This window comes from Mucilaginibacter sp. PPCGB 2223, assembly GCF_001705515.1.
Taxonomy (GTDB): domain Bacteria; phylum Bacteroidota; class Bacteroidia; order Sphingobacteriales; family Sphingobacteriaceae; genus Mucilaginibacter.
Genome location: NZ_MDJS01000005.1, coordinates 85,025 through 110,332, shown reverse-complemented (window position 1 = coordinate 110,332; position 25,308 = coordinate 85,025). Strand labels below are relative to the sequence as shown.

15 protein-coding genes are annotated in these 25,308 nt (G+C 47.9%); all 15 read left to right on the top strand.

Annotated features, from left to right (window positions below; all coding sequences use genetic code 11):
* Positions 1-290 precede the first annotated feature (290 nt).
* Positions 291-3,554, top strand: a complete 3,264-nt coding sequence (locus BEL04_RS21720; RefSeq protein WP_066007489.1) for a TonB-dependent receptor — start codon at positions 291-293, stop codon at positions 3,552-3,554.
* A 20-nt stretch (positions 3,555-3,574) separates the two neighbouring features.
* Positions 3,575-5,374, top strand: coding sequence for a RagB/SusD family nutrient uptake outer membrane protein (locus tag BEL04_RS21715; RefSeq protein WP_066007487.1), 1,800 nt, complete (start codon positions 3,575-3,577; stop codon positions 5,372-5,374).
* Positions 5,375-5,459: 85 nt separating this feature from the next.
* Positions 5,460-6,245, top strand: coding sequence for a rhamnogalacturonan acetylesterase (locus BEL04_RS21710; RefSeq protein ID WP_066007485.1), 786 nt, complete (start codon positions 5,460-5,462; stop codon positions 6,243-6,245).
* A 24-nt stretch (positions 6,246-6,269) separates the two neighbouring features.
* Positions 6,270-7,922, top strand: coding sequence for a glycoside hydrolase family 28 protein (locus tag BEL04_RS21705; RefSeq protein WP_066007483.1), 1,653 nt, complete (start codon positions 6,270-6,272; stop codon positions 7,920-7,922).
* 2 nt (positions 7,923-7,924) lie between these two features.
* Positions 7,925-8,926, top strand: coding sequence for a pectinesterase family protein (locus BEL04_RS21700; RefSeq protein WP_066007482.1), 1,002 nt, complete (start codon positions 7,925-7,927; stop codon positions 8,924-8,926).
* Between the two features lie 55 nt (positions 8,927-8,981).
* Positions 8,982-10,649, top strand: coding sequence for a glycoside hydrolase 43 family protein (locus BEL04_RS21695; protein ID WP_066007481.1), 1,668 nt, complete (start codon positions 8,982-8,984; stop codon positions 10,647-10,649).
* A gap of 283 nt (positions 10,650-10,932) precedes the next feature.
* Complete coding sequence (locus BEL04_RS21690; protein WP_066007480.1) at positions 10,933-13,758, top strand: carboxypeptidase-like regulatory domain-containing protein; 2,826 nt, start codon at positions 10,933-10,935, stop codon at positions 13,756-13,758.
* A gap of 280 nt (positions 13,759-14,038) precedes the next feature.
* Complete coding sequence (locus BEL04_RS21685) at positions 14,039-14,809, top strand: SDR family oxidoreductase (RefSeq protein ID WP_066007479.1); 771 nt, start codon at positions 14,039-14,041, stop codon at positions 14,807-14,809.
* 153 nt (positions 14,810-14,962) lie between these two features.
* Positions 14,963-15,793 (top strand): 5-dehydro-4-deoxy-D-glucuronate isomerase, encoded by an 831-nt coding sequence (gene kduI / locus BEL04_RS21680; protein ID WP_066007478.1) that lies wholly within the window; start codon positions 14,963-14,965, stop codon positions 15,791-15,793.
* 6 nt (positions 15,794-15,799) lie between these two features.
* Positions 15,800-17,440 carry a glycoside hydrolase family 28 protein gene (locus tag BEL04_RS21675; protein WP_066007477.1) on the top strand — a complete coding sequence of 547 codons (1,641 nt, stop codon included), beginning with the start codon at positions 15,800-15,802 and terminating at the stop codon, positions 17,438-17,440.
* A gap of 7 nt (positions 17,441-17,447) precedes the next feature.
* The gene (locus BEL04_RS21670; protein ID WP_066007476.1) at positions 17,448-19,376 is read left to right on the top strand and encodes a glycoside hydrolase family 88 protein; all 1,929 of its coding nucleotides are present in this window, start codon (positions 17,448-17,450) and stop codon (positions 19,374-19,376) included.
* 101 nt (positions 19,377-19,477) lie between these two features.
* Entirely contained in the window at positions 19,478-20,986 is a 1,509-nt protein-coding gene (locus tag BEL04_RS21665; RefSeq protein ID WP_254659616.1) for a tagaturonate reductase, read from the top strand.
* 19 nt (positions 20,987-21,005) lie between these two features.
* The gene (locus BEL04_RS21660) at positions 21,006-22,658 is read left to right on the top strand and encodes a UxaA family hydrolase (RefSeq protein WP_066007474.1); all 1,653 of its coding nucleotides are present in this window, start codon (positions 21,006-21,008) and stop codon (positions 22,656-22,658) included.
* Between the two features lie 149 nt (positions 22,659-22,807).
* On the top strand, positions 22,808-24,208 hold the full coding sequence (uxaC, locus tag BEL04_RS21655) for a glucuronate isomerase (protein ID WP_066007472.1): 1,401 nt from the start codon (positions 22,808-22,810) through the stop codon (positions 24,206-24,208).
* Positions 24,205-25,221 (top strand): sugar kinase, encoded by a 1,017-nt coding sequence (locus tag BEL04_RS21650; protein ID WP_254659615.1) that lies wholly within the window; start codon positions 24,205-24,207, stop codon positions 25,219-25,221. The genes uxaC and BEL04_RS21650 overlap by 4 nt, the downstream gene beginning before the upstream one ends.
* Positions 25,222-25,308: the final 87 nt, after the last annotated feature.

Genomic DNA, 25,308 nt, shown 5'->3' with positions numbered 1-25,308 from the left:
CCGGCAACGATTGCACAAATATTTATGACCATATTGGGTTTTTGTTGCCAAAAACTACCTAAAATTGTTGCGGGAGATTATAAACCATCCTTTTTAAACCGTTAAACAGTTTAACCAACTGTAACCGAAAGTATTGTAAAAAGCATGTTTTTTTTAAATAGGTGTTTATGCAACTGCATGAGCGCTGTAAAACAATGGTTGCCATTTTTCACAAATGCTAACGTAAAGTTGACCTGACTGTTATTAAATTAAATAATAAACAATGCCAAAAACAAACTAACCCTAATTTTATGAGGAAAATTTTACTTCTTATTATGCTGTTATTTGCAATAATATTTGCAAAGGCACAAACTACCCGGCAAATTACAGGTACTGTTACTGATAAAGCAACCGGCGAAACGGTAATAGGTGCCAGTATACTGGTTAAGGGCACTGCCACCGGCACACAAACTAATGTAGATGGTAAATTTAAATTAACCATCGCAAACAACCAGAATGTAGTACTGGTATTTCGTTACATTGGTTATGCTACCCAGGAGGTAAGCGTTGGTAACCGTACTGTTGTGAATGTTTCGCTGGTCAATGAGTCAAAAGAACTGAATGAGGTAGTGGCTGTAGGTTTTGCAACGGTTAAAAGACGCGACCTCACGGGTTCGGTATCATCAGTAACCGCAAAACAACTTAAAGACATTCCGGTGAACTCGGCTGCCGAGGCATTGGCAGGCCGCCTGGCCGGCGTACAGGTAACTAAGTCGGAGGGCTCTCCTGATGCCGACATCAAGATAAGGGTACGTGGCGGCGGTTCAATAACGCAGGATAATTCGCCGTTGTACATTATTGACGGTGTGCAGGTTGAAAACGGTTTAACCGGTCTATCTCCTCAGGATATAGAGTCGATAGACGTGCTTAAAGACGCCGCTTCGACTGCAATTTATGGTGCACGCGGTGCAAATGGCGTAGTGATTATTACAACCAAAGGAGGTCGCGAGCAAAAAACAGCCGTTAGTTACAACGGTTTTGTGGGTGTAGCAACGCTGGCAAGGGAGTTAGCCGTGTTAAATCCATACGATTTTGTTGTTTATCAGTGGGAAAGAAACCGCTTTGCTTCTGATAGTACAACCAACTTTATACCTGATTATGGTGCTACATGGGCAGGTTTAAACACCTATCAAAGCATACCGTTTGTTGACTGGCAGCAACGTGCATTGGGCCGCCATGCTTTTCAGCAAAGCCATAACATCAGTGTAACCGGGGGAACAAAGGCTACGCAGTTTAACATCAGCTTTACCAATAACGAGCAACAGGGTACGGTAGTTAACTCTGATTATGGCCGTAACCTTTTAAATTTTAAGTTTGATCACACCGCTTCGGACAAATTTAGAATAGGTTTAGGCGTACGCTATAATAACACCGTGGTACATGGAGCGGGTACCTCAAACTCGGGTAGCGCCACTTATAACGGGTTGCGCAATAGTGTAAAGTATCGCCCTTTTGATCTTCCGGGTCAAGGCGCCGATTCATTCGACCCGAATTATCTTGCCGAAACGCTGGCGGCCGGCAACAATGTGGGCATACTTAACCCAATTGTAAACTCGGCGGCTCAATTTAGAGAAAATACGACAACCGTACTGGATTTAAACGGATATATAAATTATACCATCAATAAGTATCTGCAATTTAAAACAACTTTGGGTTTAGATTATAACCTGCAAAAACAGAATGCTTTTGATGATATTATTACGTTTAATGCGCGTTTAAATGGCAGCGGGCAGCCAATTTTAACGCTGGCTAATTTAAACAACAACACGCTCGACCTTTCAAACGTATTGTCGTTCAGTAATGCGTCATTCAAGCCGAAGCATCACGATATAAGTGTGCTATTCGGCAACGAATTTTACAATCAGAATGTTAATGGTTTAAGTTCGACGTACAAACTCTTCCCGATCGGCGTAACTTCAACAGATGCCATTAATCAGCCCAACCTGGGCACGCTGGCTGTGAGCAACCCGGTGCCAACCGTTTATGAAAACCACCTGGTGTCGTTCTTTACCCGCGTAAATTATACATTTGATAAAAAATATCTTGCTCAGTTTACATTACGGGCCGACGGCTCGTCAAAGTTTGCCGATGGTAACCGCTGGGGATATTTTCCTTCGGGTTCGGTTGCCTGGAAGGTATCCGACGAGAGCTTTATGCAGAACTTCAGAGCCCTGTCGAACATTAAGTTACGGTTAAGCTATGGTACATCCGGAAACAACCGTATCTCCGATTATCTTTACCAAACAGCCTTTGCTGCCAATACGCTGTACCCGCTTAACAAAAACACCTCTAATATTGGCTTTAGCTCATCATCATTGGCTAACCCTGATTTGAAATGGGAGACAACCGTATCAAAAAACATAGGCTTAGATTTTGGCATACTAAATGACAGGATCCAGGTTTCGATAGATGCATACCGAAACACTACTAAAGATCTGCTACTTAATGCGAGCATCCCTACCAGTTCGGGCTATCAAACGCAATACCAGAACATTGGGCGCACCTCAAACCAGGGGATCGAAACCCAGTTAAATGCAACCGTGCTTCAATTTAAGGATTTTAGCTGGACGGCCAACTTTAACATAGCCTATAACGAGAACAAAATCGTAGCGCTTGCATCGGGCCAAAACTCCTTCCTGCAATCGTCGGGCTACGGTGTTTCGGGAACCCCTGCCGATTTTATTGTACAGGTAGGCCAGCCGGTTGGCGAAGCTTATGGTTATGTCAGCGATGGCTTTTATACAACCAGCGATTTTGATTATGATCCGACATCAAAAAAATATACTTTGAAAGCAGGCGCTAATTATGTTGATCCGTCGAAAATTATCGGAACACCATTTCCAGGCATGACAAAGTTTAAATTAATTAACCCTAATCCGACATTAAATGCGAATGGTAACCCGGTATTATCAACGGCGGATCAAACTGTCCTGGGTAACACTGTGCCTAAATTTACAGGCGGCTTAAATCAGCAATTTACCTATAAAGGCTTTGATTTGAGTTTCTTCATCAATTTCCAGGCTGGCGGTAAGGTTTTCAATGCCAATGCAATTGAGTTTACCAATGGTTACACTTCCAATACCAATTTACTTGCCTCTGCTGCTAACCGGTGGAAAACCATTGATGCCAATGGCGCTCAGGTCGAAAACACGGGTACGGCTACGGGCATAGCCCCCGATCAGCTTGCCGCTTTAAATGCCAATGCAACACAACCGGTTCCAATTACGGGCCCTGCGCAATACTATATGGCCTCAAAGTTTCTGGAAAGCTCATCGTTTATCAGGTTAAACAACCTTACCCTGGGTTATAGTTTTAGCAACAATCTGTTAAAGAGAATAAAAGTGAGTAAACTTAGAGTATATGCTACGGGTAATAATATCGGCATCATAACCGGCTACACCGGGTACGACCCTGAAGCCAATACGCGCAGGGCGACCAGCTTAACCCCTGGCGTTGATTATGCCGCTTACCCGCGTGCAAAGACATATATTTTTGGTGTAAACCTTAGTTTATAACTATTTAAAAATTATTCAGGATGAAAAGGAAATTAATATATAGTAGTTTAATGGTAGCTGTTGTTTCAACGGCATCGTTAATCAGCTCGTGTAAAAAATATCTTACAGAAACGCCGGTATCGGCTTTCTCAACACAAGAAGCATTTAGCAATGTAACCCTGGCCACCGATGTGGTAATGGGCGTGTATGCCAAACTAACCGGAGACAATGGTTATGGCATCAGGCTAAGCATGTATTACCCCTATGATAACGATGAAATGCTGGGCGCCCCTAATTCGACTGCTGCGCTTGACGGCGACCGGAGAGATATTGCCCGCTATGGCGCGACCGCTTCAAATACCCAATTAGAAAGTCCTTTTGAACAATTATACCAGGGAATTGAAAGGGCCAATATCTGTATCAAATATATTCCGTTAATGTCGCAATACACCAGCGGCTCGGCAAGTGATCAGGCCGCGGCAAAAAGGTTGCTCGGCGAGGTGCTGACTTTACGCGCCCAGTTTTATTTTGAACTGATCAGGAACTGGGGCGATGTACCGGCGCAGTTTGTGCCATCGGCCGATATGCCGACATTGGTTATATCTAAAACCAACCGCGACGTAATTTACGACAAGTTGATTGGCGACTTGCAAACGGCCGAGTCTTTATTGCCTTGGGGCGGGGCTACGGGTGTAGCTCGTGATGAACGTATTACTCAAGGCGTTGCCAGGGGCCTCAGAGCCCGCCTGGCATTATTTAGAGGCGGATATTCGTTGAGAAACGAATCGGGATTAATGGAACGCCGTTCGGATTATCTTAAGTACTACCAGATAGCAAGGGACGAATGCGCTGCAATAATTGCCAGCGGTGCCCATGCCTTAAACCCAAGCTATCAAAATTTATGGAAAAATTATGTTGATGCGCATACCCCCGACCCAACCTACGAAATTATGTTTGAGGTTGCGATGGCCGGCGGCAGCGGTACATCTGATAGTAAATTAGGTTATTACAACGGCCCCCGCCTGGTTAATGGCTCGTCGAACTATGGTAATGCAACTTTACTGATATTACCTACCTACTTTTACGCTTTTGACCCGAATGATACCCGGCGCGATGTTACCGCTGCGCCGTACTATTTTAACCTGGATGGTACGAAAGTATTGCAAAAACTTACCGGGATACTGGATGGTAAATTTAGAAGAGACTGGATAACTAATCCTGGTTTTAATACTTCGGCAGGATTCCTGTCACAGTATTTTAGTGTTAACTGGCCGATACTACGCTACTCAGACATTTTATTGATGTATGCCGAGGCTGATAATGAATTAAACAACGGCCCGACTGCCAATGCTATAGCCTATTTTACCCAGGTGCGCAGCAGAGGTTTCGGCGGAGCTTCAATTGGCACCATACCAGCCACACATGATGCTTTTTTTACTGCTATCGTAAACGAAAGAATGTTCGAATTTGGTGGCGAAGGTATCCGTAAATACGACCTGATCAGATGGAATTTGTTGAGCACCAACATCTTGGCAACCAGGGCAAATTTAACGCTGATGATGAATAAGCAGGCCCCGTATAACAACCTGCCGCAATCAATGTATTATACCGCCGGCCAGCAAACAATTGTATATAGCAATTCGTTGTACGCGCCATCGCCGTCGTCAACCCCGGCCGGTACTACCAAAGTGGCATGGGTAAGTGCAATTACCAATACCGGTACAGTGCCTTATATTGATTTTGTGGCTAAATATTTTACGCCAAATCACAGCGAGCTGTTGCCAATACCACAGCCTTCGTTGGATGCAAACCCTTTGTTGACTCAAAACCCGGGATACTAATTTGCTTAATACGTAAATATATTAAGGCCGCTTAAACAGGCGGCCTTTTTAATTTGTTAAATTTGAAATAACAGAACACTGCGCTATGAAAGCTACGCTCCTCAAAACCATTACCACCATAGGCTTATTGGGTTTAATGTCGTTCACATTGGTTCAGCAAAATAAGATAACCGTATACCTCATCGGCGATTCGACCATGGCCAATAAACAGGTTAAAACCTATCCCGAAACAGGCTGGGGCATGCCTTTCAGTTGGTTTTTCGATCAGTCGGTAACTGTTGATAACCGTGCGCAGAACGGACGCAGCACCAAATCGTTCATCGCCGAAAAAAGGTGGGAAGATGTAGAGAAGAACCTGAAAGAAGGCGATTATGTGTTCATTCAATTCGGGCATAATGACGAGGTCCCAACCAAAAAAACCTATACGCCTGAAGCAGAGTTTAAAGCCAACCTGGTAAAATTCATTACCGAAACGCGCAATAAGAAAGGTGTCCCGGTTTTGTTAACCCCGGTTGCCCGCCGTAAGTTCGATGCATCGGGCAATGTGCAGGGCACGCACGATACGTATTCGGAACTGGTGCGCCAGGTAGCCAAAGAACAAAACGTACCTATGATCGATCTGGATAAGGAGTGGCAGGCCGTGTTGCAAAAATATGGTGTGGAGAACTCTAAAATGCTGTTTAACCACCTTGCGCCAGGCGAAAACCCGAACTACCCGGATGGTAAGATGGACGATACGCACTTTAACGAGTTAGGTGCACGTAAAGTAGCCCAGATCGTACTGGCAGATATCCGCACATTGAAATTAGACCTGGCCAACAGGATAGTTAAAGGGGCAAACGCACCGACTGTAGCACCTGCGGCAAAATGATTAACATAACCTATTAATAATAAAATGAGATTCTCAAGATCTATCCCCTTCGCATTGCTGATCAGCCTGGGCATACTACAGGCATCGGCACAAAAAGCACCTGCAAAATATTCGTGGAGCAACCTGCCCAAGGCCGCAATGCCAGTGTTTAAAAAAGACACCTTCAACATTAAAAAGTACGGCGCCGTAGCCGATGGTATTACCCTGAATACCCGTGCCATTAACGATGCCATTTTAGCCTGCAGCGCCAAAGGCGGCGGTGTAGTGCTGATACCGCAGGGTTTATGGTTAACCGGGCCCATCGTTTTAAAAAGCAATGTAAACCTGCATGCCGACAGAGCTGCATTGGTTTTATTTACCGATGATAAAAGCCAGTACGCTTTGGTAAAAGGTAATTACGAAGGGCACCCGGCTGTTCGTAACGAGTCGCCGATATCGGGTACCGACCTGGTTAATGTGGCCGTTACCGGTGCCGGGATCTTTGACGGGAACGGCGGTGTTTGGCGCGCTATCGGCAAGGACCGTTTGACCGAATCGGAATGGAAAGCGCTGGTTGCATCGGGCGGTGTGGTAAGCGAAGACGGAAGGAGCTGGCTGCCATCCGAAAGTTATTTAAAAGGGATGAAAGTAAAGGATGTGAGTACGATACAACCCGGCAAATCGCTCAGCGACTATGCCGAGTATAAAGATTTCTTCCGCCCCAACATGCTCGTATTAACCAATTGCAAAAAGGTTTGGCTGAAGGACGCCACCTTCGAGAACTCGCCTAACTGGTGCCTGCACACCTTACTTTGCGAAGACATGACCCTGCAGGATGTACATGTAAAAAATCCCTGGAATGCGCAAAACGGCGATGGTATCGATATCGAATCGTGTAAGAACGTATTGGTTGAGGGCAGCACTTTTGACGCCGGTGACGATGGTATCTGCATCAAATCGGGCCGGGATGAAGACGGCCGCAAACGCGGCAAACCGACAGAGAACGTGGTGATTCGTAACAACGTGGTTTACCGGGCCCATGGCGGCTTCGTGATCGGCAGTGAGATGAGCGGCGGCGCGCGCAATATCTTCGTGACCGACTGTACCTTTATCGGTACAGACATTGGCCTGCGTTTTAAAACTGTCCGCGGCCGTGGCGGTATTGTAGAAGACATCTATATCAAAAACATCGCGATGCGTAACATCGTAAACGAAGCCATTTTGTTTGATATGTACTACATGAGCAAAGCCGGCTCGACGCTCGGTTTGAAGGATTTTCCGCCGGTTAACGAGGGTACACCGCAATTTCGCAATTTTTACGTAAGTAATATCTCCTGCAACGGCGCTAAGGAAGCCATTTTTGTAAGGGGGCTACCCGAAATGAGCATCAAAGGCATTCACCTCGAAAACATGGTGTTTAAAACCACCCGCGGCGCAGAGTTCATCGAAGCGCAGGATATCAGCCTGAAGAACATTACGATGAACGTGACCGATAGTAAACAGCTCATCTACATCGAAAACAGCAATACGCTCACTTTTGATGGGATCCGCAGCTTTACGCCTACCGATGTGTTTATGAGCATCAACGGCGAGCGTTCGGCACACATCGCATTGCAGAACACCGATACCGGCCGCTCAAAAACACAAGCCACTTTTAACTTTGGTGCCGAAAGCAAAGTATTGGAGGGCATTAAATAACGATGAAACATTTAGCACTATTCCTGTTTTCTGCCCTACTGATTGTGCAGGTTAAAGCACAGGGTCCGGTTTATCCTAAGGATATTACGGTAGCGCCGGATGGCAGCGGCAATTACAAAACCATCCAGGAAGCGGTAAACTCGGTGCGTGATTTTGGCCAGCGGGTAATTATCCATATTAAAAAAGGTATCTACCACGAAAAGCTGGTGGTACCGACCTGGAAAACCCAGATCACCTTGTTGGGTGAGGATAAAGCGAACACCATCATCACCAATAACGATTACTCGGGTAAGGCTATTCCCGGCGGTAAGGATATGTTCGGCAAGGATAAATTCACCACGTTTAACTCCTATACGGTTTTGGTACAGGGTAATGATTTCATAGCCAAAAACCTGACCATCGAAAATACTGCCGGGCGTGTCGGCCAGGCTGTTGCCCTGCACGTGGAGGGCGACCGTTGCGTGATCGAAAACTGCCGTATACTGGGTAACCAGGATACGTTGTATGTATCGAACGAAGCGAGCCGCCAGTACTATAAAGATTGCTACATCGAAGGCACCACCGATTTTATTTTTGGCGAGGCTACCTGTGTGTTCCAAAACTGCACCATCAAAAACCTGATCAGCTCGTTCACTACTGCGGCATCTACTACGCAGCGTCAAAAATTCGGCTACGTATTGTTTGATTGTAAGATCGTTGCCGATACTTCGGTGCACAAAGCTTACCTGGGCAGGCCATGGCGATCGTACGCCAAAACGGTATACATCCGCTGCGAATTAGGCAGCCAGATACTGCCCGAAGGCTGGAACCCCTGGAAAGGCGATAACATGTTTTTGGATAAGGATAAAACCGCCTACTATGCCGAGTACAAAAGCACCGGGCCGGGTGCTAACCCCAAAGCGAGGGTGGCATGGTCGCACCAGTTAACGGATAAGGAAGCTAAGGAATATACGCTTGTCAATATTTTTGCAGGCAGGGATGCCTGGGATCCGGTAGCCCCTTAACCCCCTGCATTATAGCTTTTATTATTGCAGACCTGACACTAAATATAAACCGTTTATGAAAAATACCGTAGCGGCAGTTTGTTTGCTGCTTACTATGAACGCCTTAGCGCAAAAAAATATTAGCCCGGCGCCCGCGTCATCAAACAGGTACATATCCAAAGTTTGGGTGGCCGACCAGGGTAACGGCACTTACAAAAACCCGGTATTGAACGCCGATTATTCCGACCCGGATGCCATACGCGTGGGCAACGATTTTTACTTAGTGTCGTCAAGCTTTGAGGATATGCCGGGCTTACCTATCCTGCACTCGAACGACCTGGTGAACTGGCGCATCATCGGCCATGCCCTGTTTCGCCAGCCGCCGTACGATCATTTTTCGAAACCGCAGCATGGCGATGGCGTTTGGGCGCCGGCCATCCGTTTTCACAACGGCGAGTTTTATATCTATTACCCCGATCCCGATTATGGTATTTACGTGCTGAAAGCTAAGAGCCCTGCCGGCCCCTGGAGCGAACCGGTATTGGTTGCCGGCGGTTCGGGGCTAATTGATCCCTGCCCGCTGTGGGACGACGACGGTACCGTTTACCTGGTACATGGATGGGCAGGCAGCCGCGCGGGCATCAAAAGCATCATCACCATTAACAAGCTGAACAGCGCAGGCACCAAAGTAATCGACGAAGGTGTAATGGTTTACGACGGGCACGAAACCGACCCGACTGTTGAGGGCCCGAAATTGTATAAGCGCAATGGCTATTATTACATTTTTGCCCCGGCAGGCGGCGTGCCTGCGGGCTGGCAACTGGCGCTGCGCTCAAAAAACATTTATGGCCCTTACGAGCGTAAAGTGGTGATGGACCAGGGTAAAACGAGCATTAACGGCCCGCACCAGGGCGCCTGGGTAGATACCCAAACCGGCGAAGACTGGTTTTTGCATTTCCAGGATAAAGGGCCCTACGGCCGGGTAACACATTTGCAGCCCATGAAATGGGTGGATAACTGGCCGGTTATCGGTACCGATCCGAACCATACGGGCAAAGGAGAGCCGGTAACGACGTATAAAAAACCCAATGTAGGGAAGGTTTACCCGATAGAAACCCCTGCCGAAAGCGATGAGTTTAACACCGTGGAGCTGGGTAAACAATGGCAATGGATGGCCAACCCCAAATCAACCTGGCTGGCTACCACTAACGCAGGTTATTTAAGGTTGTTCTCGTACAAGTCTGCCGACACGGTTAAAAATTTGTGGGAGGCGCCGAATGTACTGCTGCAGAAAACACCTGCCGATGAATTTATGGCCACCACCAAAATGACCTTTAAGCCCAACATCAAACTGGATGAAAAAGCCGGTTTGGTAATGATGGGGTTCAGTTATGCAGGCCTGACCATGCATTATAAAAAAGATGGGATATATCTCACTTATATTGATTGCAAAGATGCTGTGAAAGGAAATAAGGAAAAAGAAGAAACCCTGCTGAAAATGGCAGAGCCGACGGTATACCTGCGTGTAAAAGTAACAGCAGGAGCGGTATGCAGATTTAGCTATAGTTTGGACGGAACAACGTTTACCGATGCAGGCACGGAGTTTAAAGCCGAGGTTGGCCGCTGGATTGGCGCCAGGGTTGGTGTCTTCTGTACCCGCACTACCCAGATAAACGATTCGGGATATGCAGATTTTGATTGGTTCAGGGTGGAGCCGGTAGCCCCACCCGACCCTCCCCGGTAGGAAGGGCTTGCTTTTCCTCATGGTACCCATGGTACGCTTTGCGCAATAACCTTGCTTCGACGCAACTGTGGACCGAACTTGGCGAAGCCTGGCCTAACGAAATGAATATTATCGGCGCACCGCTGCCGGTAAAATAAATGTTACTTTAAGTGTAAACGGGGCTTAATGAATTGAATATTAATGATATTTAATTTCATAAATAAATCAGAATATTAGCATCTGTAAATAAACCTCTTGACTATATTTTAGTCAAAGCACGACTATACCTATCTTTTGAACTAACATGCACCACAAAATCCTAACCTTTAAGCTGCTTATACTGCTCAACTTCGCCGGTATGATGGCTATGGCGCAATCGCAGCCAGCTCCCGGAAGCATCAATAACCTGGTCGGCAAGATCAACGCTTATAACGACGCCTTGCCGGTCGAAAAACTGTACCTGCATTTCGATAAGCCCTATTATTCTATCGGTGATACCATCTGGTTTAAAGGTTACCTGATGAACCAGGCCATCGGCTATTCGCAACAAAGCAACCGCTTATACGTGGAACTTGTGAATGATAGCAACGCTGTTGTAAAACGATTTGTGTTCCCGGTAGCTATCGGCATTACCTGGGGCAACATCGCGTTAAGCGGCATGTATGTGCACGAAGGCTCGTATACTGTTAGGGCCTACACCAACTGGATGCGCAATTTTGGCGATGATTACTTTTTCAAACAAACATTTTATATCAATAACGAAGGGTACGACACCTGGATGGTTAACCTGAAGCCTGCCATTACCAGCGTTGCCGGGAAGGACAATGTGAAAGTGGCCATGCAGTTCAACAGCCTCGACGGGCAAACGGCAGGCCTGCGTACTATGCAGATGAAAGTGCTGAACGGTAAAAAAGTATTGTTCCGCAACGCGGCTCAAACTGCTGCCGACGGCTCGATGGATGTCGACTTCAGCCTGCCGCCTCAAACCACGCTGAAAAACCTGAGTATTATAGCGCAGGATAAATTAGATACTAAACGTACAGCGCTCATCCCGATCAGCGTGAACCGCCCGCAGGATATCGACCTGCAGTTTATGCCCGAGAGCGGCCACCTGATAGCCGGCCTGCCTGCGCGTGTTGGCTTTAAAGCCATAGGCGAAGACGGCAAGGGTGTCGACCTGCAGGGGTCGGTGTTTGATAATGACGGAATTGAAGTGGCGCGTTTAACCACCTTTAAATATGGTATGGGCACGTTTGATATCGCTCCGCAGGAAGGCAAAACCTATACCGCCAAAGTAACGCTTGCCAACGGCGATCAAAAAACTGTCCAGTTGCCTGCCCTGGCCCGTTCGGGCGTGATCTTAAGAGTAAAAAATAACCGCACCGCCGACAGCATAGTGGTTAATGTTTATGCAACAGCAGATATCGCAGGGCAAGGCAATAAATACAATCTGATTGGCATGGCGCGCAATGTAGTATGTTACGGCGCATCGTTCGGCCTCAACAGCAGTTCGTTTAAAGTAACCATCGCCAAAAACTTGTTCCCAACCGGCATTGCGCATTTAATGCTGGTGAATGTGAACAATCAACCTGTGAGCGAAAGGCTGACCTATATTGATCATCACGACAATTTAAAGATAGCCGTAAAAAGCGATGCTTCGAGCTATGCTGCCCGCGACAGCGTACCTGTGCATGTGAACGTGGTCGACGAAACCGGCAAACCCGTTCGCGGCAGCTTCTCAATGGCCGTAACAGATGATTCGCAGGTTAAGCAGGACGAGTACGCTGATAATATTACTTCGCGCATGCTGCTTTCGGCCGATCTGAAAGGTTATGTTGAAGACCCTGCCTATTACCTGCAGGAAACCGACGAAGCCTGGCACGCGCTTGATGCCCTGTTACTCACCCAGGGATGGGTAGGTTACGATTTGAAAAAGATCGATCAGCCGGTCAAACCAACCTTCGAAGCTGAGAAGAGTTTTGAAGTAAAAGGCTCTGTTACCAACCTGTTCAATAAACCGATGGTTAACTCGAATGTGTTGTTGCTGGCTACAGGCAAACAGCATTTCATCAGGGATACCACTACCAACGCGCAAGGCAAGTTTGTGTTTACCCGTATCCCGCCGATAGATAGCGTAACCTATGTGCTTTCGGCACGGAATGCCCATGGCAAAACGGTTAACGGCGGAGTCTCGGTCGACGATCAAAGCCATATCGCGATCAATTCGCCCAACCCGGTTAGTCTGAAACCATGGAACGTCAATACCGACAGCACTATCTTAAACTATATCCGTTCGAACAAAAAATACCAGGTTGAACTGGATAAAGCACAGTACGGAACAACAGGCAGGGTTTTAAACGCGGTTAATATTCACGACAGGGCCGCCATCCGGGGTTCGCAAAACCTGAACGGCGCGGGCAACTCCGACCAGGTGATTACCGAGGAGGAAATGGTTAATGCCGGTAAAGCGAGTTTACTTGATGTGATTACCAGCAAGGTAAAAGGTTTCCGCACAGGTTTTTATAAAGACAGCACCAAACAAACCAACCTGACCTATTTTATTAACGACAAGCGCGTACACTTTGTGTTCGACGGTGTTGATGTCGATCGTTTTTATGAACCAACTACGGGGATAGCTAATGAGCACTACGAGTTTCACAAACAATACCTGGATTATATATCCGCCGAAGATGTGTTAGGTATCGAAGTGCTGTACAGCTCGCGGGCCAACGCGCTCTACAACGAAGCCAATTTAACTACTGATGACCTGCTGGCGGCTACAGCGGCCGGGCCCGTAGGTGCCGATTATGCCTATCTCGAGATAACGACTCGAGCCGGCAGCGGGCCGAACCTGCAGCGGGCCACCAGCATTTATATTTACAGGCCTGTAGCGTTAACCTTTCCGAAACAGTTCTATACGCCACGCTACCCGGTAAAAGGGGCCCCGCATAAATATGCCGACCTGCGCTCGACCATACACTGGATGCCAAGTTTTGTTACAGATAAAGACGGCAACGCCACGGTATCGTTCTATGCTGCCGATAAAGCCGCCAATTATTCGGTGATCGTTCAGGGTAGCGATATGAACGGCAAGGTGGGTTATCAAACCGGCAAAGTTACCGTTAAGTAAGAGGCCCCTCCCAACCCCCCCGGTTGGGAGGGCTTTGCATAGTATATCGTATCTTAATTAAATAGTTTTTTAAGTCTCCCCTTCCGGGGGAGATTGTTCCCGATGTCAATTATTTTTAATAGGGCGCCCATGAGGGCTGCGCTGTTGAGAAGGGATCTTTTCGGGAACGATTGCGTTAAATTATTTGGACGTATCGTGCAATAACTTGCAAAATCTCCTTAAAATTGCTTGGGAATTATTCAGTTCCGCCCAATTACACACCTTAAGTACAACAATATCTATGCAAATACAAAAAATGTTCGACCTTACCGGCAAAACGGCTATCGTTACCGGTGCCAACCGCGGCATTGGTAAAGCAATGGCCCTGGCCCTGGCGTCTGCCGGTGCCGATATCATCGCCGTTTCGGCCAATATCGCGTTAAGCGGCAGTGCTATCGAAAACGAAGTTACCGCCCTGGGCCGTCATTTCAAGGCTTATCAGTGCGATTTTGGCAACCGTATTTCGCTCGAATCGTTCATTAAGCAGGTTTTAGCGGAGAACCCAAGGATCGATATCCTGGTGAACAACGCCGGTACCATTATGCGTAAACCCGCTGCCGAACACCCGAACGATTACTGGGATACTGTAATCAACATCAATCTGGATGCGCCGTTTATTTTAACCCGCGAGATCGGCAAACGTATGCTGGAGCAGGGTTTGGGTAAAGTGATCTTCACCGCTTCACTGTTAACTTTTCAAGGTGGTATCAATGTGCCGGGCTATGCAGCCAGCAAAGGCGCTATCGGCAGCTTAACCAAAGCATTTGCTAACGAGTGGGCAAGTAAGGGTGTGAATGTGAATGCCATTGCACCGGGCTATATCTCTACGGATAATACCGAGGCACTACGTGCCGACCCGGACAGGAGCAAATCGATACTGGATCGTATCCCGGCAGGCCGCTGGGGAGAAGCCGAGGATCTGGGCGGCGCAACCGTATTTTTAGCTGCACCGGCATCCGATTATGTGAACGGTGTTATCCTGCCTGTCGACGGCGGATGGATGGGAAGATAGAATGGATTCCACCGATTTTTGATTGATTCCACCGATTTTAAAGTGAATCATTAAAAAAATCTGTGAATCATAACAATTTAAATAATCAGTGTAACCACAAAAATATCATCGGTGAAATCACATAGTAATCGGTGAAATCAAAAAATAAAACAAATGGAACAACGATATCATAACAGCGCTAAGGAAGTGAGCACCATGACTACTGCCGATATGCGCGCTAACTTTTTAGTGGACGGCCTGATGCAACCGGGCGAGCTTAAATTTGTATACAGCCATTACGACCGCGTAATTGTGGGTAGTGCCGTACCGGTCGAAAAACCGATCACCCTGGGCAATTATCCTGAATTGCGCGCCGAATACTTTTTAGAGCGCCGCGAACTGGGCATCATCAACATTGGCGGTGCCGGCGAAGTGGTGGTTGACGGGCAGTCATTCAACGTCAACAAACTCGATTGCGTTTTTGCAGGTAAAGGTGTAAAGGATGTTGTTTTTAAAAGTGTCGACGCGGCTAACCCTGCTCAATACTATTTATTATCGGCACCTGCGCACCAGGCCTATCCAACCCGACTGTTAACTAAGGAAGAAGCAACCCCGGTAACCATCGGTTCGCCGGAAACCTCAAATCATCGTACTATCTACAAATACATCCACCTCGAAGGTATCCGTAGCAGCCAGCTGGTAATGGGTTTAACCGTTTTAGCCACCGGCAGCGTTTGGAACACCATGCCATCGCACACACACGACCGCCGTATGGAAATGTACTTCTACTTTGATGTACAACCCGGCCAGGTAGTGATGCACTTTATGGGCCAGCCGCAGGAGACCCGCCACCTGGTGATGCAAAACAACGAAGCCGTGATATCGCCGCCATGGTCGATCCACTCGGGTTGCGGTACAATTAACTACTCGTTTATCTGGGGCATGGCCGGCGAAAACCAGGTTTACAGCGACATGGACCCTGTTGCCATTAACGAATTAAGATAAACCGGAATGAAAAAGGTAATTGCGTTAAGCGCTGGTTTGGTGGTAATGGGGATGGCTGCGATGGCGCAATTCCCCGGGATGAGCCTGCCCAGAGTAAAACAGGTAGGTTTTAAGGCCGACACCATTAAGATTACCGACTATAAAGCTGTGGCCTATGGCCTGACGCTGAACACCGAAGCCATTAATAAAGCCATCAGCGATATGAGCGAAAAGGGCGGCGGCGTGGTAGTGATACCGGCAGGCACCTGGCTTACCGGCCCCATCGAGCTCAAAAGCAACATTAACCTGCACCTCGACCGTAATTCGGTGCTGCAATTCAGTAAGGATTTTAACCAATACCCCATTGTTGAGGGCTATTATGAAGGGCAGGCAGCCGGGCGTTGCAAGTCGCCGATATCGGGTAAAGACTTGCAAAATGTAGCCATCACCGGCTATGGTATCATCGATGGTAACGGCGATGCCTGGCGCATGGTGAAGAAAGACAAGCTCAACGAAACCCAATGGGCTGATAAGATTGCATCGGGCGGTGTTTTGAGCGCTGACAACAAGATATGGTATCCGAGCGAAAAATCGCTGAAAGGTTCAACTGCGGATCATCCCGGTGTTTTATCGCCCGGCCGCACCATCAAAGATTTTGAAGTTTATAAAGATTACCTGCGTCCCAACATGGTGGTGCTGTATAACTGCAAACAGGTGTTGCTCGAGGGTGTAACCTTTCAAAACTCACCCGCCTGGAATTTACATCCGTTTTTATGCTCCAACTTAACCCTGCGCAATGTAACGGTTAAAAACCCCTGGTACGCGCAGAACGGCGATGGTATCGACCTGGAATCGAGCACGAATACGCTGATCGAAAACAGCGTGTTTGATGTGGGCGATGATGGCATCTGTATCAAATCGGGCCGTGACGAAGCAGGGCGCAAGCTGGGTAAACCAACCGAAAACGTAATTGTACGCAACTGCACCGTTTACCATGCGCACGGCGGTTTTGTGATCGGCAGCGAAATGAGCGGCGGCGCGCGCAACATCTTTGTTTACAACTGCTCGTTTTTAGGTACCGATGTGGGCCTGCGTTTTAAAACGGCGCGCGGCCGCGGCGGCGTGGTGCAAAACATCTACGTCACCAATATCAATATGAAAGACATCGGGGCCGAGGCTATTTTGTTTGATATGTACTACGAGGCTAAGGACCCTGTTGTACTGGCGGGCGAGAACCGTGTTCCGCCCAAAATAGTTACCTTGCCCGTTACCGAGGCCACCCCGCAGTTTAAAGATTTTCATGTAAGCAATATTGTTTGCAACGGGGCGGGTACAGCGATATTTATCCGCGGCCTGCCCGAGATGAATGTGCTGGGCGCGTACCTGGATAACATGACCATCAAAGCTAAAAAAGGCATTGTTTGTACCGAGGCCACCGGGGTATACATCCGCGGTTTACATTTGGTGACCGATGAGCCTAACCCGGTAGTGAGCATTGACAACAGCCAGAGTGTCGACCTGGAAAATGTGACGTACAGCGGCGGCAAGAAGCTGTTGTTCAATATATCGGGTAATACATCGGATGTAACCGTTAGCGATACCAAAGCCAGCATGGCCGATGTGACGTTTACCAACGGTGCGGCAAAAAGCGCGATCGCTATCAAATAAACAACGGATGAAAGCATTGATCAAAACTGGTCTGACATTAACGGTTGCTGCACTGTGCAGCAGCACAATGGCGCAGGATGTACCCATGTCGCAAAAAGTGGCGGCAACGGTAATGAAAGTCTGGCCCTCGGATACGGCATCGAAAACCGGAAAGCCCTTTAAACGCTGGAACTATGATGAAGGCGTTATTCTGAAAGGTATTGAAGGCGTTTGGTTGCAGACAGCCGATCGAAGTTATTATAAATACCTGCAGCAAAGTATGGATAACCTGATCAGCGCCGACGGCAGCCAGATAACCGGTTATAAAAGCGATGCTTATACTTTAGATAATGTTTTGTGCGGCCGCAACCTGCTTACCCTGTACAATGTTACCGGTTCGGCTAAATACCTGAAAGCAGCGACCATATTGTACGATCAGCTGAAAAAGCAGCCGCGCACGCCCGAAGGCGGTTTCTGGCATAAAAAGATATACGAAGAGCAAATGTGGCTCGACGGCTTGTACATGGCCGAATCGTTCTATGCCGAATATGCCGCGCAGTTTCACCACGACGCTGATTTTGACGATATCGCCAAACAGTTTATCCTGATGGAGCAGCATGCGCGCGACCCCAAAACAGGTTTACTTTACCACGGTTGGGATTATAGCAAAAAACAAAAATGGGCCAACCCGCAAACCGGCTTGTCGCCAAATTTCTGGGCCCGTGCCGATGGATGGTACGTCATGGCTTTGGTTGACGTGCTGGACTATCTGCCACAGGACTATGCCAAGCGTGCCGACATCATTGCTATCTTAAACCGGTTGGCCGTTGCCATCCAAAAATACCAGGATCCAAAAAGCGGTGTTTGGTATGATATCTTAGATAAACCTGATGCGAAAGGCAACTATTTGGAATCGTCGGCATCGAGCATGTTTGTTTATGCATTTGCTAAGGGCGTACGTAACGGTTACCTGCCCGAAAGTTACCTGGCTGTAGCCGAAAAAGGTTACAAAGGCATCCTGAAGCAATTTGTGAAAACCGATGCCGACGGACAAACCAACCTGGAAGGTACCGTAAGCGTATCGGGCCTGGGCGGCAACCCTTACCGCGATGGCAGTTACGAATACTATCTGAGCGAAAAGGTAGTCACTAACGACCCGAAAGGCACAGGTGCGTTTTTGCAGTGCGCTGTCGAAATGGAACGCCTAACTAATCGCAATGTAGGTAAAGGTAAAACCGTTATCCTCGATTCGTACTTTAACGATGAGCATCGTAAGGATGCATTGACTGGTCAGACGCTGTCGTTCCATTACAAATGGGAAGAGCAGGATAACAACGGCTTTTCGTTCTTCGGCAATGCTTTTCATAATTATGGCGTAAAAACTACTACGCTGTACGATGCTCCAACGGCGGGCAATCTCAAAAAAGGCAATATCTATGTAATCGTCGACCCGGATATCCCGAAAGAAAACCCGGATACCAAATACATCGAACCTGCCCATGTATCCGCGGTAAGCGAATGGGTAAAAGCAGGCGGCGTATTGATCGTACTGAATAACGATACCGGCAATGCCGAGTTTAAACACCTGAATACTTTGCTGGCTAAATTTGGCATACACGATAATGAGGACAGCCGAAACCACGTGGTAACACCGCATTTCGAAACCGGCGCTATCAATATCCCGGCAACGAATAAGGTATTTAAAACGGCTAAAAAGATCTACATTAAAGAGATATCGACTTTCGGGGTTAAACCTCCGGCAACAGCCGATCTGATTGATAATAAAGATGTAATAGTAGCCACTGCCAGATACGGAAAGGGTGCGGTTTTTGTGGTAGGTGACCCATGGTTCTACAACGAATATACCGATGGCCGCAAGCTGCCGGCCGACTACGATAATTTAAAAGCAGCCAACGATTTAATAAGATGGGCCTTGGCGCAGTTGAATGCCAAATAAAGTTACAAAGCGGGTAATACAGTTTACCTGTTGTATAGCGTGAGGGTTGTAACTTTGCGAAGCCTTTGCCCTAAAACGCTTTTTGAGCAAACCTAAAAGAGATGACTAAGAAGAATATGATACTTTCGAAAGGTAACCTGAAAGGGATCAAGGTACCCGGGCTAACCGTACCCGACGCTAAACTATTTGAACTGCCCGAAAAGGTACTGCAATTTGGTACCGGGGTTTTGTTAAGAGGATTGCCGGATTTTTTTATCGATAAAGCTAACCGTGCCGGCATATTTAATGGCCGCATAGTCGTAGTAAAGTCGACGGATACCGGTTCGTCGGCTGAGTTTGACGACCAGGACAGCTTATATACCCTGGGCATTAAAGGTATTGTTGACGGTAAAAAGGTTGAGGAAGATATCATCTGCTCGTCGATCAGCCGTGTTTTAACCGCCGGTAAAGACTGGGCAGCCATATTGGAATTTGCCCGTAACCCCGATTTGCAGGTGGTGATATCGAACACGACTGAGGTTGGTATCCAACTGGTCGAGGGTGATGTACACAAGGCTCCGCCGGTATCTTTCCCGGGTAAATTATTAGCCGTATTGCACGCACGCTATGAGGCTTTGGGTAGTGGCGAAGCCAGCGGTTTGGTTATCGTACCGACAGAGCTGATCGTAGACAACGGCAAGAAATTAAAGGCCATTGTTTTGGAGCTGGCTTCGCAAAACGATTTTGACAAGGATTTTATTAACTGGGTAGATCAATATAACTATTTCTGCGATTCGCTGGTGGACCGTATCGTTCCAGGCAAACCCGATGCCAAAACCATCGAGCGCCTGGAAGATCAGTGCGGCTACAGCGATAACCTGCGCATTGCCTCGGAAGCATACAGCCTTTGGGCCATCCAGGGTGATGAGAAAGTAAAATCGGTACTGAGCTTTGCCAAAGCCGATCCGGGCGTGGTGATCGAACCGGATATCGAAATATTCCGCGAGCTGAAACTGCGCCTGCTGAACGGTACACATACTTTAAGCTGCGCCGTTGCCTTTTTATCGGGCTTTAAAACGGTAAAGGAAGCGATGGAAGATCCGATCTTTTCGGTGTTCATTACCCAATTATCTTTTAACGAGATCGCCCCGGCTATTCCATATCAAGTATCGCAGGAAGTTGCTCACGATTTTGCAGCCAAGGTATTAGATCGCTTCCGCAACCCGCATATCGAGCACCAGTGGATCAGTATATCGGCACAATACTCTTCGAAAATGAAGATGCGCGTGATACCGGTACTGATGCAGCATTATCGCACCGAAACAACGCCGCCGGAGAATATGACCTTAGGTTTTGCTGCTTTCATCCGCTTTATGAAAACGGTTAAGAATGCCAAAGGCGAATACGTCGGTACCAGCAACGACCAGGAATATAAAGTGACCGACGATAACGCGGCTATTTTTGCCGAGGCCTGGAAAGACGAGAATACAGACCACGTAGTACACAGCTTATTATCGAACGAGAACCTTTGGGGAGGCCCGAACCTGATCATCCTGCCGGGTTTTGAAGAGGCTGTCGCAAAAAAGCTCAAACATATTTTACACGACGGTATTTTAGATCCCGTAAAATAATACAGATACAGTAATTGCAATGAAACAGAGAATTTTAAAGGTACATCCTGCCGATAACGTGGTGGTAGCGCTTACCGACCTGCAAGCAGGCGAAAGCGCGGAGTATGCAGGCAAAACCTACACTGTTAAGGAGTTTATAGCCGCAAAGCACAAATTTGCCGAAGTGCTGATCCCGGCCGGAGGCGAAATCATCATGTATGGTGTTTTGGTCGGCAAAGCGCAAAGCGACATACAACCCGGGGGCTTGCTGAGCACAGCAAACGTTAAGCACGCGGCCAGCGGCTTTTTAACTGCGCAGCATCACGCCGAATGGCACAAGCCTGACACCAGCAAATGGGCAGGCGCTACTTTTAACGGTTTTCACCGTGAAGACGGCAGCGTGGGTACCGGCAACTACTGGCTGGTAATACCGATGGTTTTCTGCGAAAACCGCAACCTCGAAGTATTGCAGGACGCGCTCGTAAAACCTTTGGGCTACGGCCGCCACAGCAGCTACCAAACCAAGGCGCAGCAACTGATTAATCTTGTTAAAGAAGGCGGCAGCGTTGAGCAGGTTTTGTATACCGAGGTACAGGGCGGTGTTGCTGTTGATAAAGCGAGCCGTGTGTTCCCCAATGTGGATGGCATTAAGTTTTTAACCCATAACGGGGGCTGCGGCGGTACCCGCCAGGATGCGACCGCGCTTTGCGGTTTGCTGGCCGGATACATCACCCACCCTAACGTTGCGGGCGCTACCGTAATGAGCCTCGGCTGCCAGAACGCCCAGGTAAGTATACTGGAAGAGGAGATCAAAAAACGTTCGCCCAACTTCAATAAACCGCTGTATATTTTAGATCAGCAAAAAGTTGGTAAGGAGAGCGACCTGCTCGACCTGGCTATCCGCCAGACCATGGCCGGATTGATAGAAGCCAACAACAATGTTCGTCAACCTGCACCGCTCAGTAAGATCACCATTGGTTTGGAGTGTGGCGGCTCGGACGGTTTTTCGGGCATATCGGCCAACCCGGCAATCGGTTATACCAGCGATCTGCTGGTGAGCCTGGGCGGTTCGGTTATTCTGGCCGAGTTCCCTGAGCTGTGCGGTGTTGAGCAAAACATTATCGACCGTTGTGTAGACAAGGAAAAGGCCGACCGTTTTAGCCACCTGGTGAAAACCTATGCACAGCGTGCCGAAGAAGTGGGATCTGGTTTTGATATGAACCCGTCGCCGGGCAACATTAAGGACGGCTTGATCACCGATGCGATCAAATCTGCCGGAGCTGCCAAAAAAGGCGGTACTTCGCCTGTGGTTGATGTGCTCGACTATCCCGAAAAGGTAACCAAACCGGGCTTAAACCTGCTGTGCACCCCGGGTAATGATGTGGAATCCACAACGGCCGAAGTTGCTTCAGGCGCCAACGTGGTATTGTTTACAACAGGCTTGGGCACGCCAACGGGTAACCCTATTACCCCGGTTGTTAAAATATCGACCAATACCAACCTGTACAAAAAAATGAGCGATATTATCGATATCGATACCGGTTCGATCATCGATGGTGACGAAACCATTGAGCAGGCGGGCGAGCGTATTTTGGATTACGTGATCAAAGTTGCCAGCGGCGAAATCGAGGTAAGCGCCGTTCGCCACGGACAGGATGATTTTATCCCATGGAAACGGGGGATATCGTTGTAGTGAGTGGTGAGTTGTGAATAGTGAGTAGTTCGCAATAAGCTGTAAGGATAATTGTAAAAAATACCCATATTTACCCATGTCTTTTGGCACGGGTAGATTAATATAAACATCGGTGTAATCATCACTTACATCAATGAAATCCAAATAAAATGAAGAAGTTTTTAGACGAGAATTTTCTGTTACAAACACCAACAGCGGAAAAGCTGTATCATGGCTTTGCCAAGGATATGCCGATCATTGATTATCATTGCCATTTGCCACCAGATCAGATAGCCAATGATATCAATTTCAATAACATTACCCACGCCTGGTTGTATGGCGATCATTACAAATGGCGTGCGATGCGTGCCAATGGCGTGAACGAAAATTACATTACCGGTAGTGCCGGCGATGCGGACAAATTTCAGAAATGGGCCGAAGCCGTGCCTTATACTATGCGTAACCCGCTTTACCACTGGACGCATTTAGAGCTTCAGCGTTACTTTGATATCGATGCTATCCTTTCGGGAAAGAATGCGAAAGAGATTTACGACGAAACTTCGGCGAAGCTGCAAACCAAAGAATATTCGATCCAGAGTTTGATCAAAAAGATGAACGTAAAGGTGATCTGTACCACAGATGACCCGATCGATAACCTGGAGTTTCACCAAAAGATTGCTAAGGATGGTGCGGTAGCTAAGATATTACCGGCCTTCCGCCCGGATAAAGCAATGGCTGCTGATGATGTGGCCAGCTTTAACGCCTACATCAACAAAGTTGGCGAGGTAAGCAATACCGATATCAACAGCCTCGACAGCTACCTGAAAGCCCTGAAACAACGTCACGATTACTTTGCAGATAACGGTTGTTCGGTATCCGACCATGGCCTGGAGCAGATCTACGCCGAAGATTATACCGATGCCGAAGTTGCCGCGATATTCGAAAAGATCCGCGCCAATAAAGAGATCAGCCTGACTGAAGTGCTGAAATTCAAATCGGCTATGCTGTACCAGTTTGCTATTTGGGATCATGCCCGGGGCTGGGTTCAGCAATATCACTTAGGTGCATTGCGTAACAACAACGCCCGCGCACTGGCTAACCTTGGCCCCGATACCGGCTGGGATTCGATCGGTGATTTTAGCCAGGCCCGTGCGTTATCGAAGTTTTTGAATAGACTGGATACAACAAACCAACTGGCAAAAACTATCCTGTATAACCTTAACCCTGCCGATAACGAATTGATGGCGACCATGATCGGTAACTTTAACGATGGCTCGGTTGCCGGTAAGGTTCAGTTCGGTTCGGGCTGGTGGTTTCTGGATCAGAAAGACGGTATGACCAAGCAGATCAACTCGCTGTCGAACATGGGGCTGCTGAGCCAGATGGTGGGTATGCTGACCGATTCGCGCAGCTTCCTGTCGTTCCCCCGTCATGAGTACTTCCGCCGCATCTTATGTAATTTATTTGCCGAGGATGTAGAGAACGGAGAATTACCGAACGATATCGAGTGGATAGGCCAGATCATCCGGAATATCAGCTATAACAACGCTTCAAAATACTTCGGCTGGTGATACAAAAGGTGTTATGCTTTGGCGAGCTTTTGCTGCGGGTATCGCCCGCGCCGGAAGATTCTGCTGTTGAAAAGCATCCTTTCTTTTTGTATATGGGCGGTGCCGAGGCCAACGCAGCCACGGCGCTGGCCGGCTGGAATGTGCCGGTAAAATACTGCACTGCGCTACCCGATAACTTTATGAGCCGCCATGTGATAGATTACCTGGAATACAAGGGCATCTTCACCTCGTCCATTTTGTATACCGGCCAGCGCATCGGGGTTTACTACCTGGAGCGCGGCGCCGACCTGAAGGGCAGCGTGATTTACGATCGCGATCATTCATCGTTCTCAAGCCTAAAGCCGGGGATGATCGATTGGGATAAAGTGCTGCGCGATGTATCGTGGTTTAATTTTACAGCGATCAGCCCGGCGCTTAACGGGCACATGGCCGATGTTTGTCTCGAGGCCGTAGAAGCGGCATCCCGTAAAGGCATCACCATCTCTGTTGATCTGAATTACCGCTCCCGGCTTTGGAAATACGGCAAGCAACCAACCGAAATTATGCCCAAACTGGTTGAGCATTGCGACCTGGTGATGGGCAACATCTGGAGCGCAAATAGTTTGCTGGGTACGGAGATCGATATCGACATTCATGCAAAAAAAAGCAAACAGGCTTATCTCGATCATGCCGGACAAACCTCGCGCGAGATTATGCAGCGATTCCCAAAGGTAAAAACCGTTGCCAATACCTTTCGTTTCGATAGCGATAATAACCATCTGCACTATTATACCGCTTTGTATAACGGTGGCAAGTTGTACCATTCGCCCGAATTTAGCTGCGCCGGCGTGGTCGACCGTTCGGGTAGCGGTGATTGTTTTATGGCAGGATTGATCTATGGTTTTTATAACAACAACCAACCACAGGAAATTTTAGATTACGCTACGGCTGCAGCTTTTGGCAAATTGCAAGAGCAGGGTGATGCTACCGGGCAGGATGTGCTGACTGTTAAAAAAGTTAGGGCGGAGGAGTAGCGTTTACCACACTTTATAACTTTCACTTTAAGAAAGCCGGACTGGGCAAGATTACCTTTTACGCAATCGAGCTAAATATTTATAAAT